Below are 22,531 nucleotides of genomic sequence, written 5' to 3' on the forward strand. Positions count from 1 at the left end.
GGCCCTGTCGCCGGAAGCGGGCAGAACCTACGGTCATGGCCATGGTCTCCCCCTCGAAACTGCTGGTCTTCTTTCTCGCCGCGACGGCACTGGTGATCGTCCCGGGGCCGAACATCATCTACATCACCGCGCGTGGTCTCGCGCAGGGGCGCGCCGCCGCGGTCATGTCGGCCCTGGGGGTGGAGACGGGGACGCTGGTCCACATCGCCGCCGCCTCGGCGGGGCTGTCGTACCTCATCGCCCGGTCGGCGACCGCGTTCGCCGCCGTGAAGTGGGCGGGCGCGGCGTACCTCGTCTACCTCGGCATCCGCACGCTGACCAGCCGGAACGGCGCCGACGCGCGTGAGGCGGCCAGGCAGCCGCTGCGCCGGGTGTTCGCGGAGGGGGTGATCGTCAACGTGCTGAACCCGAAGGTGATCCTCTTCTTCCTCGCCTTCCTCCCCCAGTTCGTGGACGCGGACGCGGGCGCCCCCGCCCTGCAGATCGTGGTGCTGGGCCTGGCGCTGCTGACCCTCGGTCTGGTGAACGACATGGTGTACGCCCTCGGCGTGGGCACGCTGGGCACGGTGCTGCGGGGGCGGCAGCGGGCTTTGAGGTACGTCAGCGGGTGCGTCTACCTCGGGCTCGGTATCGCGACCGCGTTCACGGGCGGCACGCGGTCACGCTGATCGCGCGCCGGCCAGGCGGGCGGAGTCCTCGACGATCCGGGCCAGCCGCGCGGGCTCGGCGAGCACGGAAAGGTGGCCGCGCCCGGGGATCCGGATCAGCCGCCCGTCGCGGCAGGCGCGCAGGAAGCCGGCCTCGTCGCGGCGGAAGTGGTCGCGCGAGCCGTTCACCAGCCAGACGCGTCCGGGGTAGGCGGCGAGATCGGCCAGCGGGTCGGCGTCGCCCACGGCCTTCACCACCGCCGGCAGGGCCTCGCAGCTGAACCCGCCCGCGACGACCGCCTCCGCCGGCTCCCCCGGCACGGTTCGGCGGAAGGCGTACTCGCTGAGGCGCCCGGCGAGGCCCGGGTCGCGGGCCGCCAGCGACGCCGCCAGGCCGTACACGGCTTTGAGGGCCCCGCGGGGCCGGAAGGTGCAGCCCATCGCGACCAGGCCCGCGACCCGACCGGGGAAGCGGGCGGCGGTCGCGATGGCGACGTAGCCGCCGAGCGACATGCCGACGAGGAGCGCGCGGCCGCCCATCCGGTCGACGGCGGAGGCGACGGTCTCGGTGGCGGGTCCGAGGCCGAACGGCTCGCCTCTGCGGGAACCGTGGCCGGGCAGGTCGGGAGCCTCGGCGGGCCGGTCGAGCCGGGACATCACCGGGGTCCACATGGTGCCGCTGACCCGCATGCCGTGCACGAACACGACCGGCAGCTTCATGGTCACTCCTCAAGCCACTCGAATGCAACGCACCGTTGCGTCGTGATTTGACGATAAACCAACGCAACGGTGCGTTGCAATATGGTGGTGGCATGACGGCGACAGGAGCGGGCCCGCGCAGGAAGCAGGACATCTTCCGCGCGACGCTGGAGATGCTGGCCGAGAACGGCTACGAGCGGCTGACGATCGAGGGGATCGCCGAGCTTTCCGGGGTCAACAAGACGACGATCTACCGCTGGTGGCCCTCGAAGGCCGCCCTCACCGGCGACGCCCTGGTCGAGGCGCGTGTGCTGGACTTCCAGGCTCCCGACACCGGAAGCCTCCGCGGCGACCTGAAAGGACTGGTGGACGGCATGGCCGCGCTGCTGACCACGCCACCCGCCGCCGAGATCGCGGTCGCCGCCCTCGGCGCGGCGGTCAACAGCCCGGAGCTCACCGTCGCCACCCGGCGCTTCTTCGCCGAGCGCTTCGCCCGGGAGCTACCGATCTTCGACAGGGCCGCGAACCGGGGCGAGCTGCGGCCGGGCACGGACCCGATGACGATCGTCGACCTGCTCGCGGGAGCGGTGTGGCTGCGCGCCGTCTTCCGGGGCATGCCCTTGGAGGACGGCTTCGCCGACCGGGCCGTGGACCTGGTGCTGGACGGGGCGCGCCTGCGGCACTGAACGGTCAGTGGCCCCAGGTGCCGACCGTCTCGGCCGAGGCGATCGCCGCGTCCTTGATCTGCTGGTGGACGGCCTTCGCGTCGCCCTTCGGGCGGATCCGGTCACGCAGCGCGTACACGGTGAAGTGGTAGTGGTGGGTGCCGCTCGGCGGGCACGGGCCGGCGTACCGGCGGCGACCGTCGCTGCCCCGGGCGACCTTCCCCGGCGACTCCCCCTCTTGCACGTGGTTCCGCGAGACGGGGATGCCCGTGACGATCCAGTGGATGTACGAACCGCCGGGCGCGTCGGAGTCGTTCACCACGATGGCCAGTTCGCGGGCCGAGTCCGGGACGCCGCTCCAGGCGAGCGCGGGCGAGACGTCGCGGCCTCCCTGCTCGGCGCAGGCGTTCTTCTGCGGGATCGCGCCGCCCTCGGTGAAGGACGAGCTGCCGATCCTCAGACCGGACGCGGGCGAGGCGCTCTCGGTCGAACATCCCGCCAGAGCGGCCGTCGCGACGAGGGCGAGGCCGGTGACGACCTGCTTACCGATCTTCATTTGCCCAGGATAACCAGGGTGACGGGCCGAATCCTGGATTTCGCGGAGCCCCGCGGTGCGCGCCGCGGGGCCCGCGCCCGGCAGGGGACGCGGGCCGGGGACGGCGGTCAGTTCCCGAACGTGAACCAGTTGAGGTTGACGAAGTCGGCCGGCTGGCCGCTCGCGAAGGTGATGTAGACGGTGTGGGTGCCGGTGACCCCGCTGATGTTGGCGGGGACGGTGCGCCAGCTCTGCCAGCCTCCCGTGTCGCCCACGGCGAAGTCGCCGATGGGAGCCGCGGCGAGGCTGTCCAGCCGTACCTGGACCAGCCCGCTGACGCCGCCCCCGGCCCCCGAGGCGACCCGGGCCTTGAACTGGGTCGCGGCGCCGCTCCCGAAGTTCACCCCGTCATAGCGGAGCCAGTCGCCGTTCCCGATGTACGAGACGTTCTGGCCGCCTCCGGTGTCGGTCGTGGCCTCGAGCCGCGTGCCGGACTGGGCCTGGTAGTTCTCGGCCTGAATGGTGGAGCGGGCGTCCACGCCACCCGGCGGCGGCGTGGTGGATCCGCCGCTCTGCCAGACGGCGACGTAGTCGACCAGCATGGGACGGCCCGACACGGTGTCCGCGGTGGGCGTGGAACCGCCGAGCGCGTTGGGGAAGGCGCCGCCCATGGCCACGTTGAGCAGGATGAAGTACCCGGCGTGGCTCGTCATGTCGCTCCACGAGCCGGCGTCCATCTGGTTCTCGCTGACGCTGTGGAACTGCTGCCCGTCGACGTACCACCGCAGCTGGTTGGGAGTGACGCTGCGGTCCCACTCGAAGCGGTAGGTGTGCATCGCCGACTGGCAGCTCGCCCCCGGGCACGCGCGGTTGGCGCCGAGCCCGGTGGTCTCGCCGCAGGGGCCGCCGGGGTTCACCCCGCAGTGGACGACGCCCCAGACGGCGTTGATCCCGTTGACGTTCTCCATGATGTCGAACTCGCCGATGCCGGGCCAGTTCCAGTAGTTGCCGCGGTAGGGCGAGCCGAGCGCCCAGAACGCCGGCCAGTAGCCGAGGGTGGCGTTGCCGGTGACGTTGGGCATCTGGATGCGGCCCTCGATGCGGAGGACCCGGCCGGCCGCCGGCTTGAAGTCGGCCCGGCGCGTCTCGATGCGCGCGGAGGTCCATTCCGAGCCGCTCTTGATGGGGGTGATGCGCAGGTTGCCGGCGCCGTCGAGGCTGACGTTGGAGGGGCTCGCGGTGTAGTTCTGGATCTCCCCGGTGCCCCAGTTCGCCGGTCCGCCGGGGTAGGCGTGGCCGGTGTCGATGATCCAGTTAGCGGACGAGGGGAGCGAGCCCGCGGAGCCGTCGAAGTCGTCGCTCCAGACCAGGCTCCAGCCGCTCGGCGTGGGCGGTACGGCCGCGCCGGCCGGACCGCCGGTGACGGTCATGGCGGCCAGCGGGAGGAGGGCCGCGCCGACGACGGCCAGCAGGGCGCGGAGCCGGGGCCGGCCCCTCGCCGGGGACAGGAGGGAGGTGCCCATGATGATCCTCTTCTCTCTGGGGGACAGATCAGACACTTCTCAGGGGCCGGCCCGGACCTCGGGAAAGGGGCGCCGGCTTCCATGGGCAGGTTTCGCGGGCGGCTCGACGGCCGTTCGAGCGCGCGCGGTGCCGGACGACCAGGCGTTCGCGCCGGCGTAACGTCCTCGTAACGCTCTCGGCGCCGCCGACGTTAGATGCGGTCGTATCCCCTGTCAACAGGTTCTCCTAGATCATGAGAGCGCTCTCTATAGAAGTGCCTCCGGTGGTAGCTCTCCTTCCGCCGTTCGGCCAGGCAGGACGTCTCCGACCTCGGTCTCACCGGGCACAATCGCGTAATAGAAAAGAAACCTTGTTACAAGGACGTGTCTTGACGTGGCCGTACGGCGAGCCCAATCTAGGCGAGAGCGCTCTCTTCAAGATCACGATAAATGGACCCAGGGAGGGTTCCCATGGGCATGCCACATTCCCGGCAGCGGGTCGCCCGTATCGCCACCCCCTTGCTCGCCGCCGTCCTGCTGACCGTCACGGCCGCCGCGTGCGGTGGCGGCGGCTCCGGCGCCACCGCCGGCCGGTCGGGCGGCGCCAAGGCCGAGCCGGTGAAGCTGACCGTCGGCCTCTTCGGCGACTTCGGCTTCAAGCCCCTGTACGAGGAGTTCAAGAAGACCCACCCGAACGTGACGATCGAGGAGCGCCAGGCGTCGTACGCCGACCACCACACCAACCTGGCCGCCCATCTCGCCACCGGCGCGGGCACCGCCGACGTCGAGGCCATCGAGGTCGGCTACATCAGCTCGTTCACCGCGCAACCGGACAAGTTCTACAACCTCAAGGACTACGGCGCGGCCGCCCGCCAGGGCGAGTACCTCGACTGGAAGTGGCAGCAGGGGGTCTCCAAGGACGGCTCGTCGATCATCGGGCTCGGCACCGACGTGGGCGGCCTCGCCATGTGCTACCGCAACGACCTGTTCAAGGCGGCCGGCCTGCCCACGAAGCGCGAGGAGGTCTCCAAGCTGTGGCCCACCTGGCAGCAGTACATCGAGACCGGCAAGAAGTTCGCCGCCGCCGCCCCCAAGGGCGCCAAGTTCGTCGACGGCCCCGGTGAGGTCATGCGCGCGATGATCGCGCAGGCCCCCGAGGGGGTGTACGACGCCGACGACACCGTCGTGGTCGGCAGCAACCCGGCGGTGAAGCAGGCCTGGGACCTGTCGGTCCAGATGATCCAGGCCGGTCTCGACGCCAAGATCGGGGCGTTCACGCCGGAGTGGAACACCGGCTTCGCCAAGGGCTCGTTCGCGACCGTGATCTGCCCCGCCTGGATGACCGCCTACATCCAGGACCAGGCCAAGAACGCCTCCGGCAAGTGGGACATCGCGGCCGTGCCGGGCGGCGCGGGCAACAGCGGCGGCACCCACCTCACCGTGCCCAAGCAGAGCAAGCACCCCAAGGAGGCCGCCGAGCTGATCATGTTCCTGACCTCGAAGGAGAACCAGGCGAAGGTCTTCAAGGAGATCGGCAACTTCCCGTCGATCCCGTCGCTGTACGACCAGCCGGACATCAGGAACTACACCAAGGACTTCTTCAACGGCGCACCGGTCGGCCAGATCTTCTCCGACGCCGCCAAGAACCTCAAGCCGCAGCACCTCGGGCCGAAGGAAGGCGACGTGCGCACGGCCATCGGCAACGGCCTGACCCGCATCGAGCAGGGCAAGCAGACCCCCGAGCAGTCGTGGCAGCAGGTCCTGAAGGACGTCCAGGGCATCAGCTAGCCGTCCCGGCCGGGTCGCGGGCCACAGGAGTGGAGACCCCGCGGCCCGGCCGGCCCGAAGGAAAAGGACATCCATGCACGCTCCTTTGGCGAAGCGGCGGAGCCTGCACCAGCTCGACATCAAGCTGTCGCCGTACGCCTACGTCTCCCCCTTCTTCCTGCTCTTCGTGGCCTTCGGGCTGTTCCCGCTGGTCTACACCGCCTGGGTGTCGCTGCACGACTGGAACCTGCTCAAGAGCGACCATCCGTTCGTCGGGCTGGGCAACTTCACCAAGCTCGTCGGGGACGGCTACTTCTGGAACGCCGCCTTCAACACCCTGTCGATCGGGGTGCTGTCGGCGGTCCCGCAGTTGCTGTTCGCCCTGTGGCTCGCCCACCTGCTGAACCGGCCGCTGAGATACCAGACGCTGTTCCGGGTCACGATGCTGCTGCCGAACGTGACCAGCGTGGTCGCGGTCGTGGTGATCTTCAGCCAGCTGTTCGGCCGGGAGTTCGGCATCATCAACGCGGTCCTGTCGACCTTCGGATTCGACCGGGTCGACTGGCAGGCCGGCACGGCGAGCAGCCACGCCGCGCTCGCCACCATGATCATGTGGCGGTGGACGGGGTACAACGCCCTGATCTACCTCGCCGCCATGCAGGCCGTGCCGCGTGAGCTGTACGAGGCGGCCACCATCGACGGCGCGAGCGCCTTCAGGCAGTTCCGGGGCATCACGGTGCCGATGATCCGGCCGACGATCATCTTCACGGTGATCGTGTCCACGATCGGTTCCATGCAGGTCATCGCCGAGCCCATGCTGTTCGGGGCGCAGGTCAGCGCCGGCGCGATGCCGACGGGCGGGGCGGACCGGCAGTTCCAGACCCTCGGACTCTTCCTGTACGAGAAGGGGTTCCGCAGCTTCGAGTTCGGCTACGCCTCGGCGGCGGCGTGGGTGATGTTCCTGCTGGTGGTCGTCGTGGTCGGGCTCAACTACGTGATGATCCGGCGCATGCGAGGAGGGCTGGAGTCATGACGATCAGAGCGATCGCCGCCCCGGCACGGGTCGCCGCGCGCGGGACCAGGACGCTCGGCTCCTTCAGGCGGCACCCGCTGACGTACCTCACGCTCCTCGCGGTGGCGTTCTTCTCGGCGTTCCCGATCTACTGGAGCGTCGTGGTGGCCTCGCACGACAACTCCGCCATGGCCGAGATGCCCCCGCCGCTGCTCCCCGGTGGGAACCTCTTCGCCAACGTCGCCCGGGTCTTCGACACCGCGCCGTTCGCGCTCGCGCTGCTGAACTCCCTCGTCGTGGCGGGCTCGATCACCGTCTCGGTGATGCTGTTCTCGACGCTGGCGGGCTTCGCCTTCGCCAAGCTGCGCTTCCGCGGCAGGAACGCCCTACTGCTGATCACCGTGGGGACGATGATGGTGCCCACCCAGCTCGGGATCATCCCGCTGTACATGCTGATGATCAAGTTGCAGTGGAACGGCACGATCGCCGCCGTCATCGTCCCGTCGCTGGTCAGCGCGTTCGGCGTGTTCTTCATGACGCAGTTCCTCTCCCGTGCGCTGCCGACCGAGTTGCTGGAGGCGGGGCGGGTCGACGGGGCGTCCACGATCAGGCTCTTCTGGCACGTGGTGCTGCCCGTCGCGCGCCCGGCGGCCGCCGTGCTCGGGATGCTGACGTTCATGACGGCGTGGAACGACTACTTCTGGCCGCTGGTGGTGCTCACGCCGGACGACCCGACGGTGCAGGTCGCGCTGTCGACGCTGGCCAGCGGCTACGTCACCGACTTCACACTCTCACTCGCCGGGACCGCGGTGGCGACGCTGCCGCTGGTGCTGGTGTTCATCCTGCTCGGCAGGCAGATCATCGGAGGAATCATGCAGGGAGCGGTCAAGGGATGACGGGCACGCGAGAGGCGCTGGTCTTCCCGGACGGCTTCGTGTGGGGCGCGGCCACGGCCGCCTACCAGGTCGAGGGGGCGGCGCGCGAGGACGGCCGCGGGCCCTCGATCTGGGACGCCTTCTCCCACACCCCGGGCAAGGTGGCCGGCGGGGACACCGGCGACGTCGCCTGCGACCACTACCACCGGTACGCCGACGACGTGCGGCTGATGTCCGAGCTCGGGCTGCGGGCGTACCGCTTCTCGGTCTCCTGGCCCCGGGTGCAGCCGGCGGGCGGCGGGGCCGTCAACGCCAAGGGCCTGGACTTCTACGACCGGCTGGTGGATGAGCTACTAAAAGCCGATATATCGCCGTACGTCACCCTGTACCACTGGGACCTCCCCCTCGCCCTCGAACGGCGGGGAGGCTGGGCGGAGCGCGACACCGCGCACCGCTTCGCCGAGTACGCGGCGGCCGTACACGACCGGCTCGGCGACCGCGTGGCCACCTGGACCACGCTCAACGAGCCCTGGCTGATCGCCTTCCTCGGGTACGCCTGGGGCGTCCACGCGCCCGGCCGGACCGACCCGGCCGCCGCCTTCCGCGCCGCGCACCACCTGCTGCTCGGGCACGGTCTCGCCACGGCCGTGCTGCGCGCGGCGGGCGCGCGCCAGGTCTCCCTGACCTTCAACCTCTCCCCCGTCGAGGGCCCCCCGGAGGTCGCGGACCTGATCGACGGGCTGATGAACCGCCAGTTCCTGGAGCCCGCCCTGCGCGGCCGCTACCCCGCCGACGTGCTCGCCGTCGCCGCCCGGCACGGCGGCCTCGGCCACATCCACGACGGCGACCTCGCCCTGATCAACCAGCCGATCGACCTGATCGGGATCAACTACTACAACCCCTCCGTGGTGTCGCCGAAACCCGGCGAGCCCGCCAACCCGGCCTTCCCCGGCAGCGAGGGCGTCTTCTTCGAACCGCCCAGCGGCCCGACGACGGCCATGGGCTGGCCGATCGTCCCCGAAGGCCTCACCTCACTCCTGCTGCGCCTCTCGCGCGACTACCCGGAGACCGGGCTGCTGGTCACCGAGAACGGCGCGGCCTTCGACGACGTCGTCGAGGACGGCGCCGTGCACGACCGCGACCGCCTGGCCTACCTCGACGCCCACCTGCGCGCCGCCCACGCGGCGATCCAGGCCGGAGCGGACCTGCGGGGCTACCTCGTATGGTCGCTGCTGGACAATTTCGAGTGGCACGATGGATACCGCCGCAGGTTCGGGATCGTGCACGTCGATTTCGCGACCCAGCGGCGACTCCCCAAAGACAGCGCGCTGTGGTACAGGGATGTCATCCGGAGGAACGGCCTCGCCCGATGACCTCCCCACCCGAGGAAGACGAGGCTGTGTGATGAAACGACCGACGCTGGAGGCGGTGGCCGCGCGGGCCGGGGTTTCCCGGGCGACCGTGTCGCGGGTCGTCAACGGCCAGGCGACGGTCACCCCGGAGATCAGGGAGACGGTGCTGCGCGCGGTGGACGAGCTCGGGTACGTCCCGAACTCCGCCGCCCGCAGTCTCGTCACCCAGCGCACCGATTCGGTGGCGCTGGTCATCTCCGAGCCCGCCACCAGGGTGTTCTCCGACGACTGGCTGTTCTCGACGGTGATCCGCACGGTCGGCGCCGAGCTGGAGGCGGCCGACAAGCAGGTCGTCCTCATGCTGGCCGGCTCGCCGAGCGGCCACGCCCGCGTCGAGCGGTACATCTCCGGCGGGCACGTCGACGGGGTCCTGCTGCTGTCGATGCACGGCGCCGACCCGCTGCCCGCCGCGCTCAAGCGCATGGGGGTGCCGGTGGTGTCGTACGGCAGGCCCGCGGTGGCGGTGGAGATGCCGTTCGTCGACAACGACAACGTGGGCGGAGCCGCGGCCGGTGTGCGGCACCTGCTCGACACCGGCAGGCGGCGCATCGCCACGATCGCCGGGCCGCCCGACATGATCGCCGGGCAGGACCGGCTCACCGGCTACCGCGACGCCCTGCGTGGCTCCGACCGCCGCTCGATCGTCGCGGTCGGCGACTTCACCCGGGCCTCCGGCGCTGCGGCGATGCGGCAGCTCCTGGAGGACGACCCCGCGCTCGACGCGGTGTTCGCCGCCAACGACCTGATGGCCATCGGCGCCCTGCGCACGCTGCGGGAGGCGGGCCGGCGGGTGCCCGACGACGTCGCGGTGGTCGGCTTCGACGACATCGAGGCCGCCCGCTACACCGATCCGCCGCTGACCACGGTGCGCCACCCGATCCCCGAGCAGGCGACCGCGATGGTGCGTCTGCTGCTCACGCCGCCGGAGAAGCGCACCAGCGACCGCGTCACCCTCCCCAGCGACCTGATCGTGCGCGAATCGGCCTGAGCTCAGGCCTGGCGGCCGAGGGCGCGGGGAATGCGGTCCAGCACGTTGTAGGGCACCAGGCCGTAGGCGTGGAAGTCGACCTTGTCACCGCCGGCGGCCTTGACCGCGCGCACCTTCGCCGCCAGCCGGTCCTCGGAGTCGGTGTCGGGCCGGCCCGGGCGCAGCACCACCCGCAGCTCGCGGTCGTTGCCCACCGAACGGCGGTAGGCGCCGACGTCGTCGGCCACCCGCGCGGCGTCCCTGGCGTAGGCGAGCACGCCGAACGACGGCACCAGGTCGCCGAGCGCGACGAGGTCGACCCCGAGCTGCCAGGCGTCGTGGGCGGCCAGCCCGGCCGGGGGCAGCCCGTCGGCGTACCCCTTGCGGTGGCCGGTGCCGTCGAGGAAGGTCAGTTGGGAGCCCTCGGACGCCACCGCCGCCGACACCTCGCTGACCAGCGAGGTCACCGTCTCGGAGCGGGCCCTGGCGTACGCCACGGCCTCCGGCCCCGCGTACGCGGTGAGCGCCGCCCGCGTGACCTCGCCCTGCGCGGGCGGGTCGCCGTCGAGCACGCCGCCGACGATGCGGGCGCACTCCTCGCGGGCGACCTCGGCCTTCACCCCGAGGTCGGCGGCGCGGCGCATGCACCAGGTGCAGAAGCACAGGCCGAACAGGAACTCGTCCATCGGGCCGAGCGGGACGAAACACCGCTCCTGCTCGTACCCCTGCCTGAACTCCCCGAAGTGCAGCGAATCGGCCACCACGCTGCTCGCCCCCTGCCGCGCCACCGATCTCGCCAGCGCGACGGCGTACAGGCGGACGTCGGGGTGGGCCGGGCACAGGGCCGCGGGGTAGCCGCGCCCGCCGAAGCAGTCCTGCACGGTGACGTCGGGGTGGGCGCGGCCGAGCGTGGTGTTGTGCAGGAAGACCGTCCACCCGTGCACGGCCATCCCCCGGTCGGCCGCGGCCTCGCGCAGCGCCGCGAGGGGCTCCTCGTCGGCGCCGGGCTGCACCGGCGGCGCCAGGCGCAGGCCGGCGAACACCTCCCCCGGCGGAGGGAAGTGCACGCCGTCGGACCGGATGGTGATCCGCGAGGCGCCGTGCGGGGTGACGTCGCGGGCGGCGTGGTGGGCGGCGGCGACCGTCACCTCGCGCACGCCGTATCCGGCGATCCGGTCGAGGACCTGGCCGGCGCCTTCGTCGCGCACGTCCTCGACATAGACGTAAACCGACCCGTCCACCGCAGCCGTGCCTTTCAGGGAGCCCGCTCTGACGACCTATGTCCCAGGCGACCTTATCTCTTCGCACCTGTCCTGGGAGCGTTCCCGCAGCGGACGGTCCCGCAGCACGTCCCTGGCCCGCTCGCGGGCGAGGTTCCAGCCCTGCCAGGAGTCGGGAACGCCCAGGCGGCCGACGATCCCCATGCGCGACAGCAGGCAACTGCGCGCCGGCTCCGGCAGCCGGTCGACGACGGGGACGGCCTCGGCGCCCAGATCGCTCAGGTAGGCCGCGTCGAGCCTGCCCGGCCCCCGCCCGACGGCGCTCTCGGCGACGCGCAGGTCGGGGTTCCAGACGGCGAACGCCACCAGCGACAGGCCGGTCACCAGCACCAGCATGCGCGGGAGCGGGCCGGACGGGCGGCGGGCCAGCCGCAGTCCCCCGGTCACCATGACCAGCGCGAACACCGCGCCGAGCCACAAGATGGCCGCGCCGACCGACGCCCGCAGCCGCGACAGGCCGTAGGCGTCGACGTAGAGGCCGAGGCGGTGCAGGGCGGAGGCCAGGATCACCAGGGTCAGCGCGCACAGCAGGCCGAGCAGGCCGCCGAGCAGCCACCGCTGCCGCCCCTTGGGGGCGAGCACCCCGGCGGCGAGGGCGACGATGCCGAGCACGAACACGCTGACCGTGACGAGCTCGAAGAACCCCGACCGCGCGTACTGGGCGTAGGTCAGCCCCGCGGTCTCCACGACCCTCCGGTCGCCGCCGAACAGGGCGGTGATCTGAACGGCCACGAAGGACGCGAACAGCAGGTCCAGCGCCAGCAGGGGCGGGATCCACAGGGTGCCGCTCGCCCGCCCCCGCAGGTCCGGCGGCACGGGATCGACCGGCGGCCGCAGCGCCACGAGCGTCGCGGCGCCCACCAGCGCGGTGAAGACCGCGAACACCACCAGGCGGATCGGCAGCGAGGAGTTCTGGACCGCCGCCGACAGCGCGCGGTCGGCGTAGGCGGAGAACACCGCGTCGGCCTCGGTCAGGAGCACTCCGAAGACCATGATCAGGATCACCGCCAGGCCCAGCCCGGCCACCACCGGGGCGAGCCGCTGCCGGCGGCCCTTCAGCGGCGCGGCGAGGAACCACGGCAGCGGCAGCACGGCCAGGGGCACCGAGAGCACACCGGCGGCCATCCCGAGCCAGCCGCGTCCCGCGCCGGACACCGCCAGGGCCGCGAAGGCGAAGGCCGCAAGCAGCATGGGCATCACCAGCCACCCGGCGTCGCGGAACGCGGCGACGGCCACCATCGCGTACGCCAGCAGGGCGAACGCGGCCGTCCACGGCGTGATCCGGTGCCGCGCCCAGGGCAGCACGGCCGCTCCGGCGGCGACGGTCACCAGGACGCCGCCGAGGCCCGGCCGCGCGAACGGCAGCACCACCGCCGCCAAGACCCCCACCGCCGCGGCGAGCGGCGGCACCCAGCGGGGCGTCTCGGGGAGGTCGGGGCGCGGCAGCAGCGGGGGCGGCACGTAGCCGCCGCCGACGCCGGCGGGGTCGTCCGCTTCGGGGTGCCCCGTCTCCTGAGTGTGCTCTTCGGCGGGTTCGGGAGCCGGTGACGGCTCGTCCTCGGTGTCGTCCACGGCGGGCGTCCTTCCGGGAAGGTCGACCGCCATGCGGCAGCCGACGGGTGCGTCGGCGACCGCGATCGAGCCGCCGTGCAGTTCGACGATCTCCTTGACGATGGCCAGGCCGAGGCCCGCGCCGCCCGCGTCCGCCGCACGGGCGGCGTCGAGGCGGGAGAAGCGCTCGAAGACCCGGGAACGTTCCGGCGCCGGGATCCCGGGGCCCTGGTCGGCCACCTCCAGCCGTACGCCCGCCCGCGCGGGCCGCGCGGACAGGACGACGAGGCTGCCGGGCGGGCTGTGCCGGACCGCGTTGTCGAGCAGGTTGGCCAGCACCTGGCCGAGCAGCGCCGGGTCGGCGCGCACGCCGAGGCCCGGCGGGACGGCGGCGCTGATCGTCAGGTCGTCGCGGGCGAGAGCGGCCTCGCGCACGGCCTGGGCGCACAGCGGCCCGAGCGCCACGGGCTCCGGCTCGATCGACCTGGCCCCCGAGTCGAGCCGTGACAGGTCGAGCAACTGGGCGACCACGCGGCCGAGGCGCTCGGTCCGGGCCAGGGCCGTGCTCATCGTCGCCGGATCCGGCGGCGAGACGCCGTCGACGATGTTCTCCAGCACGGCCTGCAGGCCGGCGATGGGGGTGCGCAGCTCGTGGCTGACGTTGGCGACGAACTCCCGCCGCTGCCGGTCCACCTCGCCGAGGTCGGCGGCCATCGCGTTGAAGGCCCGCGCCAGCTCGCCCACCTCGTCCCGGGAGGTGGCCCTGACCCGCATGCCGTACCGGCCCTTGGCGATCGTCTGCGCGGCCTTGGCCATCTCGCGCAGCGGCCTGGTCATGCCCCGGCCGATCAGCTGAACCGTGCCGAGGCTGAGCACCGCCGCCAGGCTCATGCGGACGACGCCGACGACGCCGAGCGAGCGGCCGAACTCGTTGATCGCGAAGGCGGTGGCCACCGCGAGCAGGATCACCAGCCCGAGCTTGATCTTGATCCGGCCGAGGAAGTCCAGCGGCCTCATGACGGCTTGACCATCGCGTACCCCACGCCGTGCACCGTGCGCACGACGCCCGAGCCGAGCTTGCGGCGCAGGGCCCGCACGTGGCTGTCGACGGTGCGGGTGGCCGCCGCCTCCGAGAAGCCCCAGATGTCCGACAGCAGCCGCTCACGCTCGAAGACGTGGCCGGGCCGCTCGGCCATGCGCCTGAGCAGGTCGAACTCGGTGCGTGTCAGCTGGGACTCCACCCCGCGCACGAAGACCCGGCGCTCGGCGGTGTTGATCTCCACCTCCCCCACGCGGATCACCGTGTCCTCGTGCGCGAGCTGCGCGGCCCGTTCGACCCTGCGGAGCAGGGCGTGGATCCGCGCGACCAGCTCGCGCATGCTGAACGGCTTGGTGAGGTAGTCGTCGGCCCCCACCCCGAGCCCCACGAGCAGGTCGGTCTCCTCCCCGAGAGCGGTGAGCATCAGCACCGGGACCGGACGGGCGGCCTGCATGCGCCGGCACACCTCGATGCCGTCCACGCCCGGGAGCAGCCTGTCGAGGACCACCAGGTCGGGCTCGGCCCGCGCGTACGCCGCGAGCGCCTCCTCTCCGTCGCCCGCGACCCGGACCTCGAACCCCTCGGCCACGAGCCGGTTCCGCAGTGCCGTCGCGATGGTGTCGTCGTCCTCGACCACGAGGACGCGCCGCTGGTCTGCCATGGAGGGGAGCCTAGGACCGTCCGGTGCAGACGACCCTGAGCGATATGTGAAGATCCGGTGCAGCCGGGTGGGCTCAGCAGGCGATCGGGGAGGAGCCGAGGGCGACGTCGTCGAACCAGAGGGTGTCGGCGTCGCCGCCGTAACTCTCCCAGCCCAGGCGCAGGGTCGCCGGGCGCGGTGGCGTCGTGCGGCTCAGCCACTGGGCGTCGACGTCGTGCGTCGGCGTGCCGTCCAGGTGCAGTCCCGCGACCTCCTTGTCGTCCAGCCAGGTGCTCATCGCCTGCCTGGTGGTGTCGATCTGGTAGCGCAGGCACACCCACCGGCCGGTGGGCAGCGGCGTGCTGAGCGCGACGCCCGCCGGGCTCTGTTCCGGCAGGGTGGCGTCGTCGGACTCGCGGTTCCACTGCAGGGCGCCGTTCTGCCCGCCGATCCGCAGGTCCTTCCCGCCGTCCGCGGTGTCGGCCATGGTGATCATGGTCACGTGGGAGGCGGGCAGAGCCGTGGTGTGCCTGACCCACACGCGCGCGTACACCACGGGGCCGGCCGCGGAGACGGTCCTGGTCGTGCCCACGAAGACGTGGTTGCAGTACCCGCCCCCGCCGTTCACCCGCAGGGACCTGGCGCCGCTGTGGGCCGTGGAGGTGTCCACGGTGGCCGTGCCGGAGCCCTGGCAGTTGGGCGCGGTCACCTGCCAGTCGCCGGTGGGGGTCGTGCCTGTCTGGTCCTCGAAACCGGAGCAGACGACGGCTCCCGCGCACCCGGCGGGCGGGGTGGGAGTCGGGGTCGGGGTCGGCGTGGGGGTCGGCGTGGGCGTGGGTGTCCCGGTGCCGTTGCAGGGCACGCCGTTGAGGGTGAAGTCGGTGGGCACGGGGTTGGCGGTCCCCGAGGCGCCCTGGAGGCCGAAGTCGGCCGAGCCTCCGGCCGGGAGCGTGGCGTTGTAGGACAGGTTGACGGCCGACACCGCGCTCCCCGTCTGCGTCACCTTGGCGTTCCACGCCGAGGTGACCGTCTGGCCGGCCGTGAACGTCCACCGGACCTCCCAGCCGGTGAGCGCCGGGCCGAGATCGGTGACCTTCACCTGGGCGGTGAACCCGCCGCTCCACTGGTTGAGGGTGTAGTCGACACGGCAGGCGGGGTCGGCGGCGGAGGCGGCCCGTGCCGGCGCGAGCAGGGCCGCGACCGCCGTGACGGCGGCCAGGAGGGCGAGGAGCCGCAGGTGCGCGGGCCGGGCGGGGCGCGGGGGCGGAGAGGCGGAATCGGAAGCACTCATCGGATCGCTCGCTTTCGACATGAGGCCGCGGGACCGGAGGACCGCCGATGGCTGGGAGCGCTCCCACCGACCGTACTCGCCGGCGATGCTTTCTTCCTGCTCACCGCCCTGTCAACGACATCCTCACCGCCCGCGCCGCCGACCTTTGACAAGGGCGCCGATCCGCTGAATCTTTCACCTCGGACAACATGAACGATCTTCCACATCCGGTGGTGAGGAACCTCGATCATGATGTTGACTAAGCCTCTCGCATGGACGTTGCCGGGGGCACGCCGTGAGGCACGGGCTCCCCGGCGGGCTACGGCAGGAGCGTTAACACATGAGGCTCAGCGTCTCCCTCGGGGTGTGGCGTGACCGCCCGGCGGGCGAGGCGGTGCGTACCGCTCAGATCGCCGACGAGTGCGGCTACCCCGAGGTATGGGTGGGCGAGAGAGGGACCTACGACGCCTTCGCCCTGGCGACGGCCATCGGCACGGCGACCCGCGGGATCACGCTGACCGTCGGGCCGCTGGCGGTCACCGTCCGGGACCCCATGATGATCGCCATGGGCGCGGCCTCCGTCGCCGCCCTCACCGGCAGGCCGGTCGGCGTCGCGCTCGGCACCTCCAGCGCCGAGGTGGTCGAGCGGTGGCACGGCCGCTCCCGCGCCGGCTCCGGCACGGCGCTGCACGAGGCCGTCCAGGCGCTGCGGCCGCTGCTCGACGGGGAGGAGTCCGGCTTCTCCGGCACGCAGCTGTCCAGTCAGGGGTACCGGCTCCGCCTGCCCGCCCCCCGGTCCGAGATCACCGTCGCCGCGTTCGGCCCCCTCGCGGTGAGCGCCGCCGCGCTCGCCGACCGCATGGTGGTCGACCTCCTCACCCCCGCCGCCGCGGCCCGGCTGGTCACCGACCTGCGCCTGCTCGACCGCACGACACGGGTCGCGGCCTGGGTCGCCGCGGCCGTGGACCCCGACGAGGCGGCGATCGCGCAGATCCGGCAGGGCGTGGCCCCGTACCTCGCCGCGCCGGGTTACGCCGAGATGTTCGCCGAGGCCGGTTTCGCGGACGTCGTCGCCTACGCCCGCACCTGTCCCTCGCCCGCCGACCTGGCGGCGGCCATCCCCGACGCGCTGCTGGAGTCGGTCGCCCTGATCGGCGACTCGGTCGAGATCATGGACCGCCTGGACGCCTACGCCGAGGCGGGCGTCGACGAGGTGGCGCTCGTCCCCGTCAGCACCCCCGCCGACCCGTGCGGCGAGGCGACCTTGAAGGCCCTGGCGGAATAGGCCTGAGCCGGCGGAAGGCGGCCGTACGGCGACGGCGCGGGCGGAAGGCCGCCGGCGCGACTCGTGGCGGGTGGAACTCGCCCGAAGCCGCCGCGCGTTGAAGGGGCGACGCAGAATGGGCGGTGGGGATCTCCCCCGCTGAAAGAAAGGGCCGGCCATGTCGCCACTCGCTAAGTACTACCTGGGTGCGGGGATCGCCTCCGTACTCGCCCTTCTCCTGCTGCCGTCGCTGGTGGCGTGGATCATCGTCATCGCCGTGCTGGGCGGTCCCGTGGTGGCCTACTTCATGCTCGACGAGTCGCAGCGGGCCCGGCTGCGCAGGATCCGGCGCCGCCAGATCGGCCGCTGAAGGCGCGACCGGCCCACCCCGATCGCGGGGCGGGCCGGCGGTGACGGCTCCGGTCGTCAGGCGGAGGCGGCGGCGTCCTGGGCACGGAGGACGCGCTGGGCCGCCTTGCGCTCGGCGACGAACGACAGGAACGGGATCGTGCCCGCGAGGAGCACGACGAGGGTGAAGGGCCACGACCAGCGCGCCTTCAGCCCGAGGTTGAGGGCCGTCAGGAGGTACACGGCGTACAGGAAGCCGTGCAGGGGGCCGATGATCGCCACCGGGGTGGCGTTGCCGAAGCCGTACTTCACGACCATGGCGGCGACGAGGGCGAGCAGCATGCACCCGACGATGTAGGCCATCACCCGGAAGGGCTTGAACGCGGATTCCACGACAGTCATTACCTCGCTTGGAGAGCGGTCACCACACGATATCCCGGCGGGGGCGTGGTCAGCCCTGCGGGGACGTCCCGACGGCCCGGCCGGCCTCCACCGCCTCGTCCTCGTCGTCCGAGCCCTCGGCGTCCGCCCCTTCGCCCCGCCGCCCGCCGCGGAGGGCGTCGCGGACGAAGTGGAACCACATGAACACGGCGAACGCCGCGAAGATCCACCACTGGGCGGCGTAGGCGAGGTTGCGCCAGGTGAACCCCCCGGGCGCGGTGGGCGGCGGCGCCGCGACCAGCCGCTCGGCCGGGGCGGGCGCGGCCCCGGACCTCACCGCGACCTGCGCGGTCGCGACGACGAATCCGTCGCGCAGCCGGGCGCCCGGCCAGAGGTTGATCAGCGAGGCGGTGGAGACGGTGGCCACCTGCCCCTGGGGAAGGGGAGCCGTCCGGGGCCTGGCGAAGTCGGTGGGTTCGGAGGGCTGCACACGTCCCGTCACGCTCACCTGCCCGCCCGGTACGGCGGTCGCCGGGTCAGCGGGGTCGGAGACCCATCCCCGTACGACGGGCAGCAAGGTGCCGTCGGACAGCTTGAGCGGGGTCAGCAGCCAGTACCCTCCGTCGCGGCCCGCCCCGCCGCCGGACTCGACCGTGGGCGCGCGCTCGGCCACGAGCAGCTGCCGGGAGGCGTCGAACTCGCCCTCGGCCGTGACTCGGTGGCCCACCACCGTGGCCGGCACGCGCTCGCCCGCCTTCAGGAGCGTGGCCACCGCCACGGGGGCCGGGTCGAGGGCGGCGCGCGGCCTGCCCGACTCCTCGAACACTCCGAGCTGCCACCGCCCGAGGAGGGTGAACGAGATCAGCACCCCGATCGTCACCAGGTGGAGGCCCACGAGGCGGGGCGAGAACAGCGTGCGGAGCATGCTCCCACGCTATCCGCCCGACCCGGCGGTCCCGCACTCGCCCGAATCGGCGGCCTTCCGATGCACGGATCACTGCCTAACCGGCATAAACAGCCTCAACTGTCGTCCCGGGTGGCTAAAGTCTCTGCCATGTCAGAACCTCAGATTGATCCTGCAGGCAACACCCAGCAGTTCAAGGCCTTCGCCCAGCGTCAGGAGCCGGAGGCGGCCCCGCCGCAGCGGTCGTTCCTGGTGCCGGCGATCGCCATCGCCGCCGCCGTCATCGTCGTCGCCGTGGTGGTCTTCCTCCTGGTGCGCTGACGCCCCACCTCAACAGGGAGTCCGCGCCGCCGGCAACGCCGCCGTCGGCGCTTTTCCCCTGCCCGGAAACAGGGCGCCCCCTGGACCGTGCCTCGCTTGGAACCTAAATTAGACCATAGGTCTAATAGGGAGATCGCATGGCACCACCCACCGGCCCCGGCATCACGATCATCGGCTCCGGCTTCGCCGGCCTCTGCATGGCGATCAAGCTCAAGGACGCGGGCTACCACGACTTCGTGATCCTCGAGAAGGAACCCGACCTCGGCGGCACCTGGCGCGACAACACCTACCCCGGGTGCGCCTGCGACGTCCCCTCTCCCATGTACTCCTTCTCCTTCGCCCTCAACCCCGACTGGTCGCGCCTGTTCGCCCCGCAGGAGGAGATCTGGGCGTACATGCGGGCGTGCGTGAAGAAGTACGGGCTCGCCCCGCACCTGCGCTTCGGCCGGAAGGTGGCCGCGCTGGAGTACGACGACCGGGCGAGCCGCTGGCAGGTCACCACCACCGGTGGGGAGAGGTTCACCACCAACGCCGTGGTGTCCGGCATCGGCGCGCTGCACGTCCCGTCCTACCCCGGCATCCCCGGGCGGGAGGCGTTCACCGGCCGGTCGTTCCACTCGGCGGACTGGGACCACACCTTGGACCTGACCGGCAAGCGCGTCGCAGTGGTCGGCACCGGCGCGTCCGCCGTGCAGTTCGTCCCGCGCATCGCCCCCGTGGTCGAACGGCTGCACGTCTTCCAGCGGACCGCCCCGTGGATCCAGCCCAAACCCGATCTCGAGCTGTCGCCCCGGACCAGGAGAACACTGCGAACGCTGCCGTTCACGCTGCGGGTGCTGCGCGATGCGATCTACTGGCTGCTGGAGGCCCGGGCCCTCGGCTTCACCGTCGACCCGCGGCTGATGAAGGCGCAGCAGGCGCTCGCCGAACGCCACCTGGCCGCCCAGGTGCCCGACCCGGCGCTGCGCGCCAAGCTGACCCCCGACTACACGATCGGCTGCAAGCGCATCCTGCTGTCCGGCGACTACTACCCGGCCCTGCTCCGCGACAACGTCGAACTGGTCACCGACCCGATCACCGAGATACGCGAGCGCTCGATCGTCGACGCCACCGGCCGGGAGCACCCCGTGGACGTGATCGTCTACGGCACCGGCTTCAAGGTCACCGACGTCCTGCACGAGCAGCACATCGTCGGCAGGAACGGCCTGAAGCTCCAGGACGCCTGGCGCGACGGCGTCCACGCCTACCTCGGCACGACCACCTCGGGCTTCCCGAACCTGTTCTTCCTGCTCGGCCCGAACACCGGGCTCGCGCACAACTCGGTCGTCTTCATGATCGAGGCCCAGGTGCGGCACGTCATGTCGTGCCTGCGCCTGCTGTCGGCCACCGGGGCGAAGGCCCTCGACGTGCGGCCCGAGGTCGAGCGGGCCTACGACGCCGGGCTGCAGCGACGGCTTTCGCGACTGGTCTGGTCCGAGGGCGGCTGCCGCAGCTGGTACCTCGACGCGGCCGGCCGCAACCGAACGCTGTGGCCGGGCTTCAGCTTCGAGTTCTGGGCCCGCACCCGCAGGGCGAAGCCGGGGGCCTACGAGCTCATCGCGTGAGCTTGCCCGGGACGACGACCAGCGCGCTGCCCCCTCCCCTGCGCGAGGGCTCCGCGACCGCCTGCACCTTGCCGTGGCCGAGGAACTCCAGGCCGGTGGCCGCCCCGATCTCGCCGACCGGCGGAGTGGTCGGAATGGCGAACCGGTGCCCGCGCGCGGTCAGCTCGGCGCCGTAGCGGTCGATGAAGGCCTGCTCGGCCTGGGTCACCGCGGCGTTACGCTGGCTGGCCCTCGGCGCGGCGATCGCCTCGGGCAGCGACATGCCGAACTCGTAGCGGTTCACGAGGATCTGCAGCACCGTGGTGATGATCGTGGCGCCGCCCGGCGAGCCCACGGCCAGCAACGGCCTGCCGTTCTTCAGGATGATCGTCGGCGCCATCGAGGAGCGGGGCCGCTTGCCGGGGGCCGGGAGGTTCGGGTCGCCGGGCGCCGGGCCGAAGGTGAAGTCGGTGAGCTCGTTGTTCAGCAGGAAGCCCCGGCCCGGGACGACGATGCCGTTCCCGCCGGTCTGCTCGATGGTGATGTTGTACGCCGCGACGTCGCCCCAGCGGTCGGTGACGACCAGGTGCGTCGTCTCCGGCCCCTCGGGCTTCTCGGCGGCCTCGCCGCCGGCGGCGGCTGCGCCCTGCGTCCGGCATTCGCCGTAGGAGCCGTCCGGGGAACCGGGGGCGGCCGGGCTCGGCAAGGCCACGTCGCCGATCAGGCAGGCCCGCTCCTTGGCGAACCCGTCCGACAGCAGCTCCTTGAGCGGCACGTCGACGTGGTCGGGGTCGCCGACGAACTTGTTGCGGTCGGCGAAGGCCAGCCGCGAGGCCTCGAGGTACTCGTGCAGGCCGGCCTTCGGCAGCGCCTCCAGGATGTTCAGCGCCTCGCCGACCGTCGACCCGCCCGAGGACGGCGGCGCCATGCCGTAGACGTCCATGCCCTTGAATTCGATCTTGGTGGGCCGGCGCTCCAGCGCCCGGTAGGCCTTCAGGTCGGACACCTCCATCAGGCCCGGCCGTACGACCCGGGTGGCGCCCGGCCTGACGGGGGGCGCCTTGACGGTGGCGACGACCTCCTGGCCGAGCTTGCCGCCGTACAGCCACCGGCCGCCCCGCCGGCCCAGCTCCCGGTAGGTCGCGGCCAGGTCGGGGTTGCGGAAGACCGACCCGACGGGCGGCGGGGCGCCGTTCGGGAGGTACAGGGCGGCGGTGGAGGTGAAGTCGGCGAAACGGTCGGCGTTCTGCGCGGTCTGGTCGTGGAAGGTCTGGTCGACCGTGAAGCCGCGGGTGGCGACGTCGACGGCGGGCTGGAGCGCCTTGGCGAGCGAGAAGGTGCCGTAGCGGTCGAGGGCGAGCTCCCACTGCGCCACGCTGCCGGGCACGCCGGCCGAGAGCCCGCTGGTCACGGCCTGGTCGAACGGGATCGCCGCGCCGTTCTCCTGCAGGGAGGTCTCGGTCATGGCCTGCGGGGCCTTCTCTCGGCCGTCGATCGTCACGACCTTGCCGCGGCGGGCGTCGTAGTAGACGAGGAAGCCGCCGCCCGCGAGCCCCGCGGAGTACGGCTCGGTGACGCCGAGCGTGGCGGCGCCGGCGACGGCGGCGTCCATGGCGTTGCCGCCCTGTTCGAGGACGCGCAGGGCGGCCTTGCTGGCGTCCAGGTCGACGGTCGAGACCGCGCCGCCGTACCCCTCGGCGACGGGGACCTTGGCCTCCCCCCGGGTGACCTGGACGTCGCCGCGCGCGGCGGTGATCGAGGCCTGGGCGGTTCCTGAAGGCGCGACGAACGTCAGGGAGACGGCGACCCCGACGAGGGGCACGGCCACGCGGCGAATGCTCATGGTGGACCTCATTCCTAGATCGCACC

Annotated in this window: 21 protein-coding genes; 11 read left to right on the plus strand and 10 right to left on the minus strand. The window is 72.1% G+C overall.

Annotation, left to right across the window (positions count from 1 at the left end):
- Positions 1–41 precede the first annotated feature (41 nt).
- Positions 42–668: a LysE family translocator gene (locus tag KIK05_RS00805; RefSeq protein ID WP_214408518.1), complete on the plus strand. Its 627-nt coding sequence runs from the start codon at positions 42–44 to the stop codon at positions 666–668.
- Here KIK05_RS00805 and KIK05_RS00810 read toward each other — a convergent pair.
- The gene (locus tag KIK05_RS00810) at positions 660–1,367 is read right to left on the minus strand and encodes an alpha/beta fold hydrolase (RefSeq protein WP_214408519.1); all 708 of its coding nucleotides are present in this window, start codon (positions 1,365–1,367) and stop codon (positions 660–662) included. The two genes, KIK05_RS00805 and KIK05_RS00810, sit on opposite strands and share 9 nt — an antisense overlap.
- 92 nt (positions 1,368–1,459) lie before the next feature.
- On the opposite strand from KIK05_RS00810, the gene KIK05_RS00815 reads away from it, so the two are divergent.
- Positions 1,460–2,032: a TetR/AcrR family transcriptional regulator gene (locus KIK05_RS00815; RefSeq protein ID WP_214408520.1), complete on the plus strand. Its 573-nt coding sequence runs from the start codon at positions 1,460–1,462 to the stop codon at positions 2,030–2,032.
- A gap of 4 nt (positions 2,033–2,036) precedes the next feature.
- On the opposite strand, the gene KIK05_RS00820 is transcribed toward KIK05_RS00815, so the two are convergent.
- Positions 2,037–2,567, minus strand: a complete 531-nt coding sequence (locus KIK05_RS00820) for a YbhB/YbcL family Raf kinase inhibitor-like protein (RefSeq protein WP_214408521.1) — start codon at positions 2,565–2,567, stop codon at positions 2,037–2,039.
- Positions 2,568–2,674: 107 nt separating this feature from the next.
- The gene (locus KIK05_RS00825; protein WP_214408522.1) at positions 2,675–4,069 is read right to left on the minus strand and encodes a glycoside hydrolase family 16 protein; all 1,395 of its coding nucleotides are present in this window, start codon (positions 4,067–4,069) and stop codon (positions 2,675–2,677) included.
- A 450-nt stretch (positions 4,070–4,519) separates the two neighbouring features.
- Between KIK05_RS00825 and KIK05_RS00830 the strand changes: the two genes are divergently transcribed.
- The 5 genes from KIK05_RS00830 to KIK05_RS00850 all read left to right on the plus strand — a co-directional run bounded on the left by KIK05_RS00830 (position 4,520) and on the right by KIK05_RS00850 (position 10,102).
- Positions 4,520–5,836, plus strand: a complete 1,317-nt coding sequence (locus tag KIK05_RS00830) for an extracellular solute-binding protein (protein WP_214408523.1) — start codon at positions 4,520–4,522, stop codon at positions 5,834–5,836.
- 73 nt (positions 5,837–5,909) lie between these two features.
- Positions 5,910–6,848, plus strand: a complete 939-nt coding sequence (locus tag KIK05_RS00835; RefSeq protein WP_214408524.1) for a carbohydrate ABC transporter permease — start codon at positions 5,910–5,912, stop codon at positions 6,846–6,848.
- A complete protein-coding gene (locus tag KIK05_RS00840; RefSeq protein WP_214408525.1) occupies positions 6,845–7,723 on the plus strand; it encodes a carbohydrate ABC transporter permease in 879 nt (292 codons plus the stop codon). Before KIK05_RS00835 ends, KIK05_RS00840 begins: the two co-directional genes overlap by 4 nt.
- Positions 7,720–9,075, plus strand: a complete 1,356-nt coding sequence (locus KIK05_RS00845; RefSeq protein WP_214408526.1) for a GH1 family beta-glucosidase — start codon at positions 7,720–7,722, stop codon at positions 9,073–9,075. The genes KIK05_RS00840 and KIK05_RS00845 overlap by 4 nt, the downstream gene beginning before the upstream one ends.
- Before the next feature lie 31 nt (positions 9,076–9,106).
- The gene (locus KIK05_RS00850) at positions 9,107–10,102 is read left to right on the plus strand and encodes a LacI family DNA-binding transcriptional regulator (protein WP_214408527.1); all 996 of its coding nucleotides are present in this window, start codon (positions 9,107–9,109) and stop codon (positions 10,100–10,102) included.
- A gap of 2 nt (positions 10,103–10,104) precedes the next feature.
- On the opposite strand, the gene KIK05_RS00855 is transcribed toward KIK05_RS00850, so the two are convergent.
- The 4 genes from KIK05_RS00855 to KIK05_RS00870 form a co-directional block, all read right to left on the minus strand.
- A complete protein-coding gene (locus KIK05_RS00855; RefSeq protein WP_214408528.1) occupies positions 10,105–11,322 on the minus strand; it encodes a hypothetical protein in 1,218 nt (405 codons plus the stop codon).
- 36 nt (positions 11,323–11,358) lie between these two features.
- On the minus strand, positions 11,359–13,929 hold the full coding sequence (locus KIK05_RS00860; RefSeq protein WP_214408529.1) for a DUF4153 domain-containing protein: 2,571 nt from the start codon (positions 13,927–13,929) through the stop codon (positions 11,359–11,361).
- Positions 13,926–14,612: a response regulator transcription factor gene (locus KIK05_RS00865; RefSeq protein WP_214408530.1), complete on the minus strand. Its 687-nt coding sequence runs from the start codon at positions 14,610–14,612 to the stop codon at positions 13,926–13,928. Before KIK05_RS00865 ends, KIK05_RS00860 begins: the two co-directional genes overlap by 4 nt.
- A 73-nt stretch (positions 14,613–14,685) precedes the next feature.
- A complete protein-coding gene (locus tag KIK05_RS00870; RefSeq protein WP_214408531.1) occupies positions 14,686–15,882 on the minus strand; it encodes a cellulose-binding domain-containing protein in 1,197 nt (398 codons plus the stop codon).
- Positions 15,883–16,201: 319 nt separating this feature from the next.
- Here KIK05_RS00870 and KIK05_RS00875 point away from each other — a divergent pair, with 319 nt between their 5' ends.
- Positions 16,202–17,146 carry an LLM class F420-dependent oxidoreductase gene (locus KIK05_RS00875; RefSeq protein ID WP_214408532.1) on the plus strand — a complete coding sequence of 315 codons (945 nt, stop codon included), beginning with the start codon at positions 16,202–16,204 and terminating at the stop codon, positions 17,144–17,146.
- 157 nt (positions 17,147–17,303) lie between these two features.
- Complete coding sequence (locus KIK05_RS00880) at positions 17,304–17,495, plus strand: tail-anchor membrane protein (protein ID WP_214408533.1); 192 nt, start codon at positions 17,304–17,306, stop codon at positions 17,493–17,495.
- Between the two features lie 56 nt (positions 17,496–17,551).
- Here KIK05_RS00880 and KIK05_RS00885 read toward each other — a convergent pair whose 3' ends face one another.
- Both KIK05_RS00885 and KIK05_RS00890 read right to left on the minus strand, forming a co-directional pair.
- Positions 17,552–17,866 (minus strand): DUF3817 domain-containing protein, encoded by a 315-nt coding sequence (locus tag KIK05_RS00885; RefSeq protein ID WP_214408534.1) that lies wholly within the window; start codon positions 17,864–17,866, stop codon positions 17,552–17,554.
- Between the two features lie 58 nt (positions 17,867–17,924).
- Entirely contained in the window at positions 17,925–18,779 is an 855-nt protein-coding gene (locus KIK05_RS00890; protein ID WP_214408535.1) for an SURF1 family protein, read from the minus strand.
- Between the two features lie 129 nt (positions 18,780–18,908).
- Here KIK05_RS00890 and KIK05_RS00895 point away from each other — a divergent pair, with 129 nt between their 5' ends.
- Positions 18,909–19,079: a hypothetical protein gene (locus KIK05_RS00895; RefSeq protein ID WP_214408536.1), complete on the plus strand. Its 171-nt coding sequence runs from the start codon at positions 18,909–18,911 to the stop codon at positions 19,077–19,079.
- A gap of 137 nt (positions 19,080–19,216) precedes the next feature.
- Positions 19,217–20,683, plus strand: coding sequence for a flavin-containing monooxygenase (locus tag KIK05_RS00900; RefSeq protein ID WP_214408537.1), 1,467 nt, complete (start codon positions 19,217–19,219; stop codon positions 20,681–20,683).
- On the opposite strand, the gene ggt is transcribed toward KIK05_RS00900, so the two are convergent.
- Positions 20,673–22,505: a gamma-glutamyltransferase gene (gene ggt, locus KIK05_RS00905; RefSeq protein ID WP_214408538.1), complete on the minus strand. Its 1,833-nt coding sequence runs from the start codon at positions 22,503–22,505 to the stop codon at positions 20,673–20,675. The two genes, KIK05_RS00900 and ggt, sit on opposite strands and share 11 nt — an antisense overlap.
- Positions 22,506–22,531 lie beyond the last annotated feature (26 nt).

The sequence above is a fragment of the Sphaerisporangium fuscum genome (assembly GCF_018531465.1).
GTDB lineage: Bacteria > Actinomycetota > Actinomycetes > Streptosporangiales > Streptosporangiaceae > Sphaerisporangium > Sphaerisporangium fuscum.

What these genes read in the sequence shown, in the direction of transcription:
- KIK05_RS00870 (WP_214408531.1), bottom strand. Translation starts at nt 15,882, where the DNA reads ATGAGTGCTTCCGATTCCGCCTCTCCGCCCCCGCGCCCCGCCCGGCCC.
- KIK05_RS00815 (WP_214408520.1), top strand. Translation starts at nt 1,460, where the DNA reads ATGACGGCGACAGGAGCGGGCCCGCGCAGGAAGCAGGACATCTTCCGC.
- KIK05_RS00840 (WP_214408525.1), top strand. Translation starts at nt 6,845, where the DNA reads ATGACGATCAGAGCGATCGCCGCCCCGGCACGGGTCGCCGCGCGCGGG.
- KIK05_RS00845 (WP_214408526.1), top strand. Translation starts at nt 7,720, where the DNA reads ATGACGGGCACGCGAGAGGCGCTGGTCTTCCCGGACGGCTTCGTGTGG.
- KIK05_RS00900 (WP_214408537.1), top strand. Translation starts at nt 19,217, where the DNA reads ATGGCACCACCCACCGGCCCCGGCATCACGATCATCGGCTCCGGCTTC.
- KIK05_RS00850 (WP_214408527.1), top strand. Translation starts at nt 9,107, where the DNA reads ATGAAACGACCGACGCTGGAGGCGGTGGCCGCGCGGGCCGGGGTTTCC.
- KIK05_RS00830 (WP_214408523.1), top strand. Translation starts at nt 4,520, where the DNA reads ATGGGCATGCCACATTCCCGGCAGCGGGTCGCCCGTATCGCCACCCCC.
- KIK05_RS00805 (WP_214408518.1), top strand. Translation starts at nt 42, where the DNA reads ATGGTCTCCCCCTCGAAACTGCTGGTCTTCTTTCTCGCCGCGACGGCA.
- KIK05_RS00810 (WP_214408519.1), bottom strand. Translation starts at nt 1,367, where the DNA reads ATGAAGCTGCCGGTCGTGTTCGTGCACGGCATGCGGGTCAGCGGCACC.
- KIK05_RS00835 (WP_214408524.1), top strand. Translation starts at nt 5,910, where the DNA reads ATGCACGCTCCTTTGGCGAAGCGGCGGAGCCTGCACCAGCTCGACATC.
- KIK05_RS00895 (WP_214408536.1), top strand. Translation starts at nt 18,909, where the DNA reads ATGTCAGAACCTCAGATTGATCCTGCAGGCAACACCCAGCAGTTCAAG.
- KIK05_RS00820 (WP_214408521.1), bottom strand. Translation starts at nt 2,567, where the DNA reads ATGAAGATCGGTAAGCAGGTCGTCACCGGCCTCGCCCTCGTCGCGACG.
- KIK05_RS00825 (WP_214408522.1), bottom strand. Translation starts at nt 4,069, where the DNA reads ATGGGCACCTCCCTCCTGTCCCCGGCGAGGGGCCGGCCCCGGCTCCGC.
- KIK05_RS00880 (WP_214408533.1), top strand. Translation starts at nt 17,304, where the DNA reads ATGTCGCCACTCGCTAAGTACTACCTGGGTGCGGGGATCGCCTCCGTA.
- KIK05_RS00890 (WP_214408535.1), bottom strand. Translation starts at nt 18,779, where the DNA reads ATGCTCCGCACGCTGTTCTCGCCCCGCCTCGTGGGCCTCCACCTGGTG.
- KIK05_RS00865 (WP_214408530.1), bottom strand. Translation starts at nt 14,612, where the DNA reads ATGGCAGACCAGCGGCGCGTCCTCGTGGTCGAGGACGACGACACCATC.
- KIK05_RS00860 (WP_214408529.1), bottom strand. Translation starts at nt 13,929, where the DNA reads ATGAGGCCGCTGGACTTCCTCGGCCGGATCAAGATCAAGCTCGGGCTG.
- KIK05_RS00875 (WP_214408532.1), top strand. Translation starts at nt 16,202, where the DNA reads ATGAGGCTCAGCGTCTCCCTCGGGGTGTGGCGTGACCGCCCGGCGGGC.
- ggt (WP_214408538.1), bottom strand. Translation starts at nt 22,505, where the DNA reads ATGAGCATTCGCCGCGTGGCCGTGCCCCTCGTCGGGGTCGCCGTCTCC.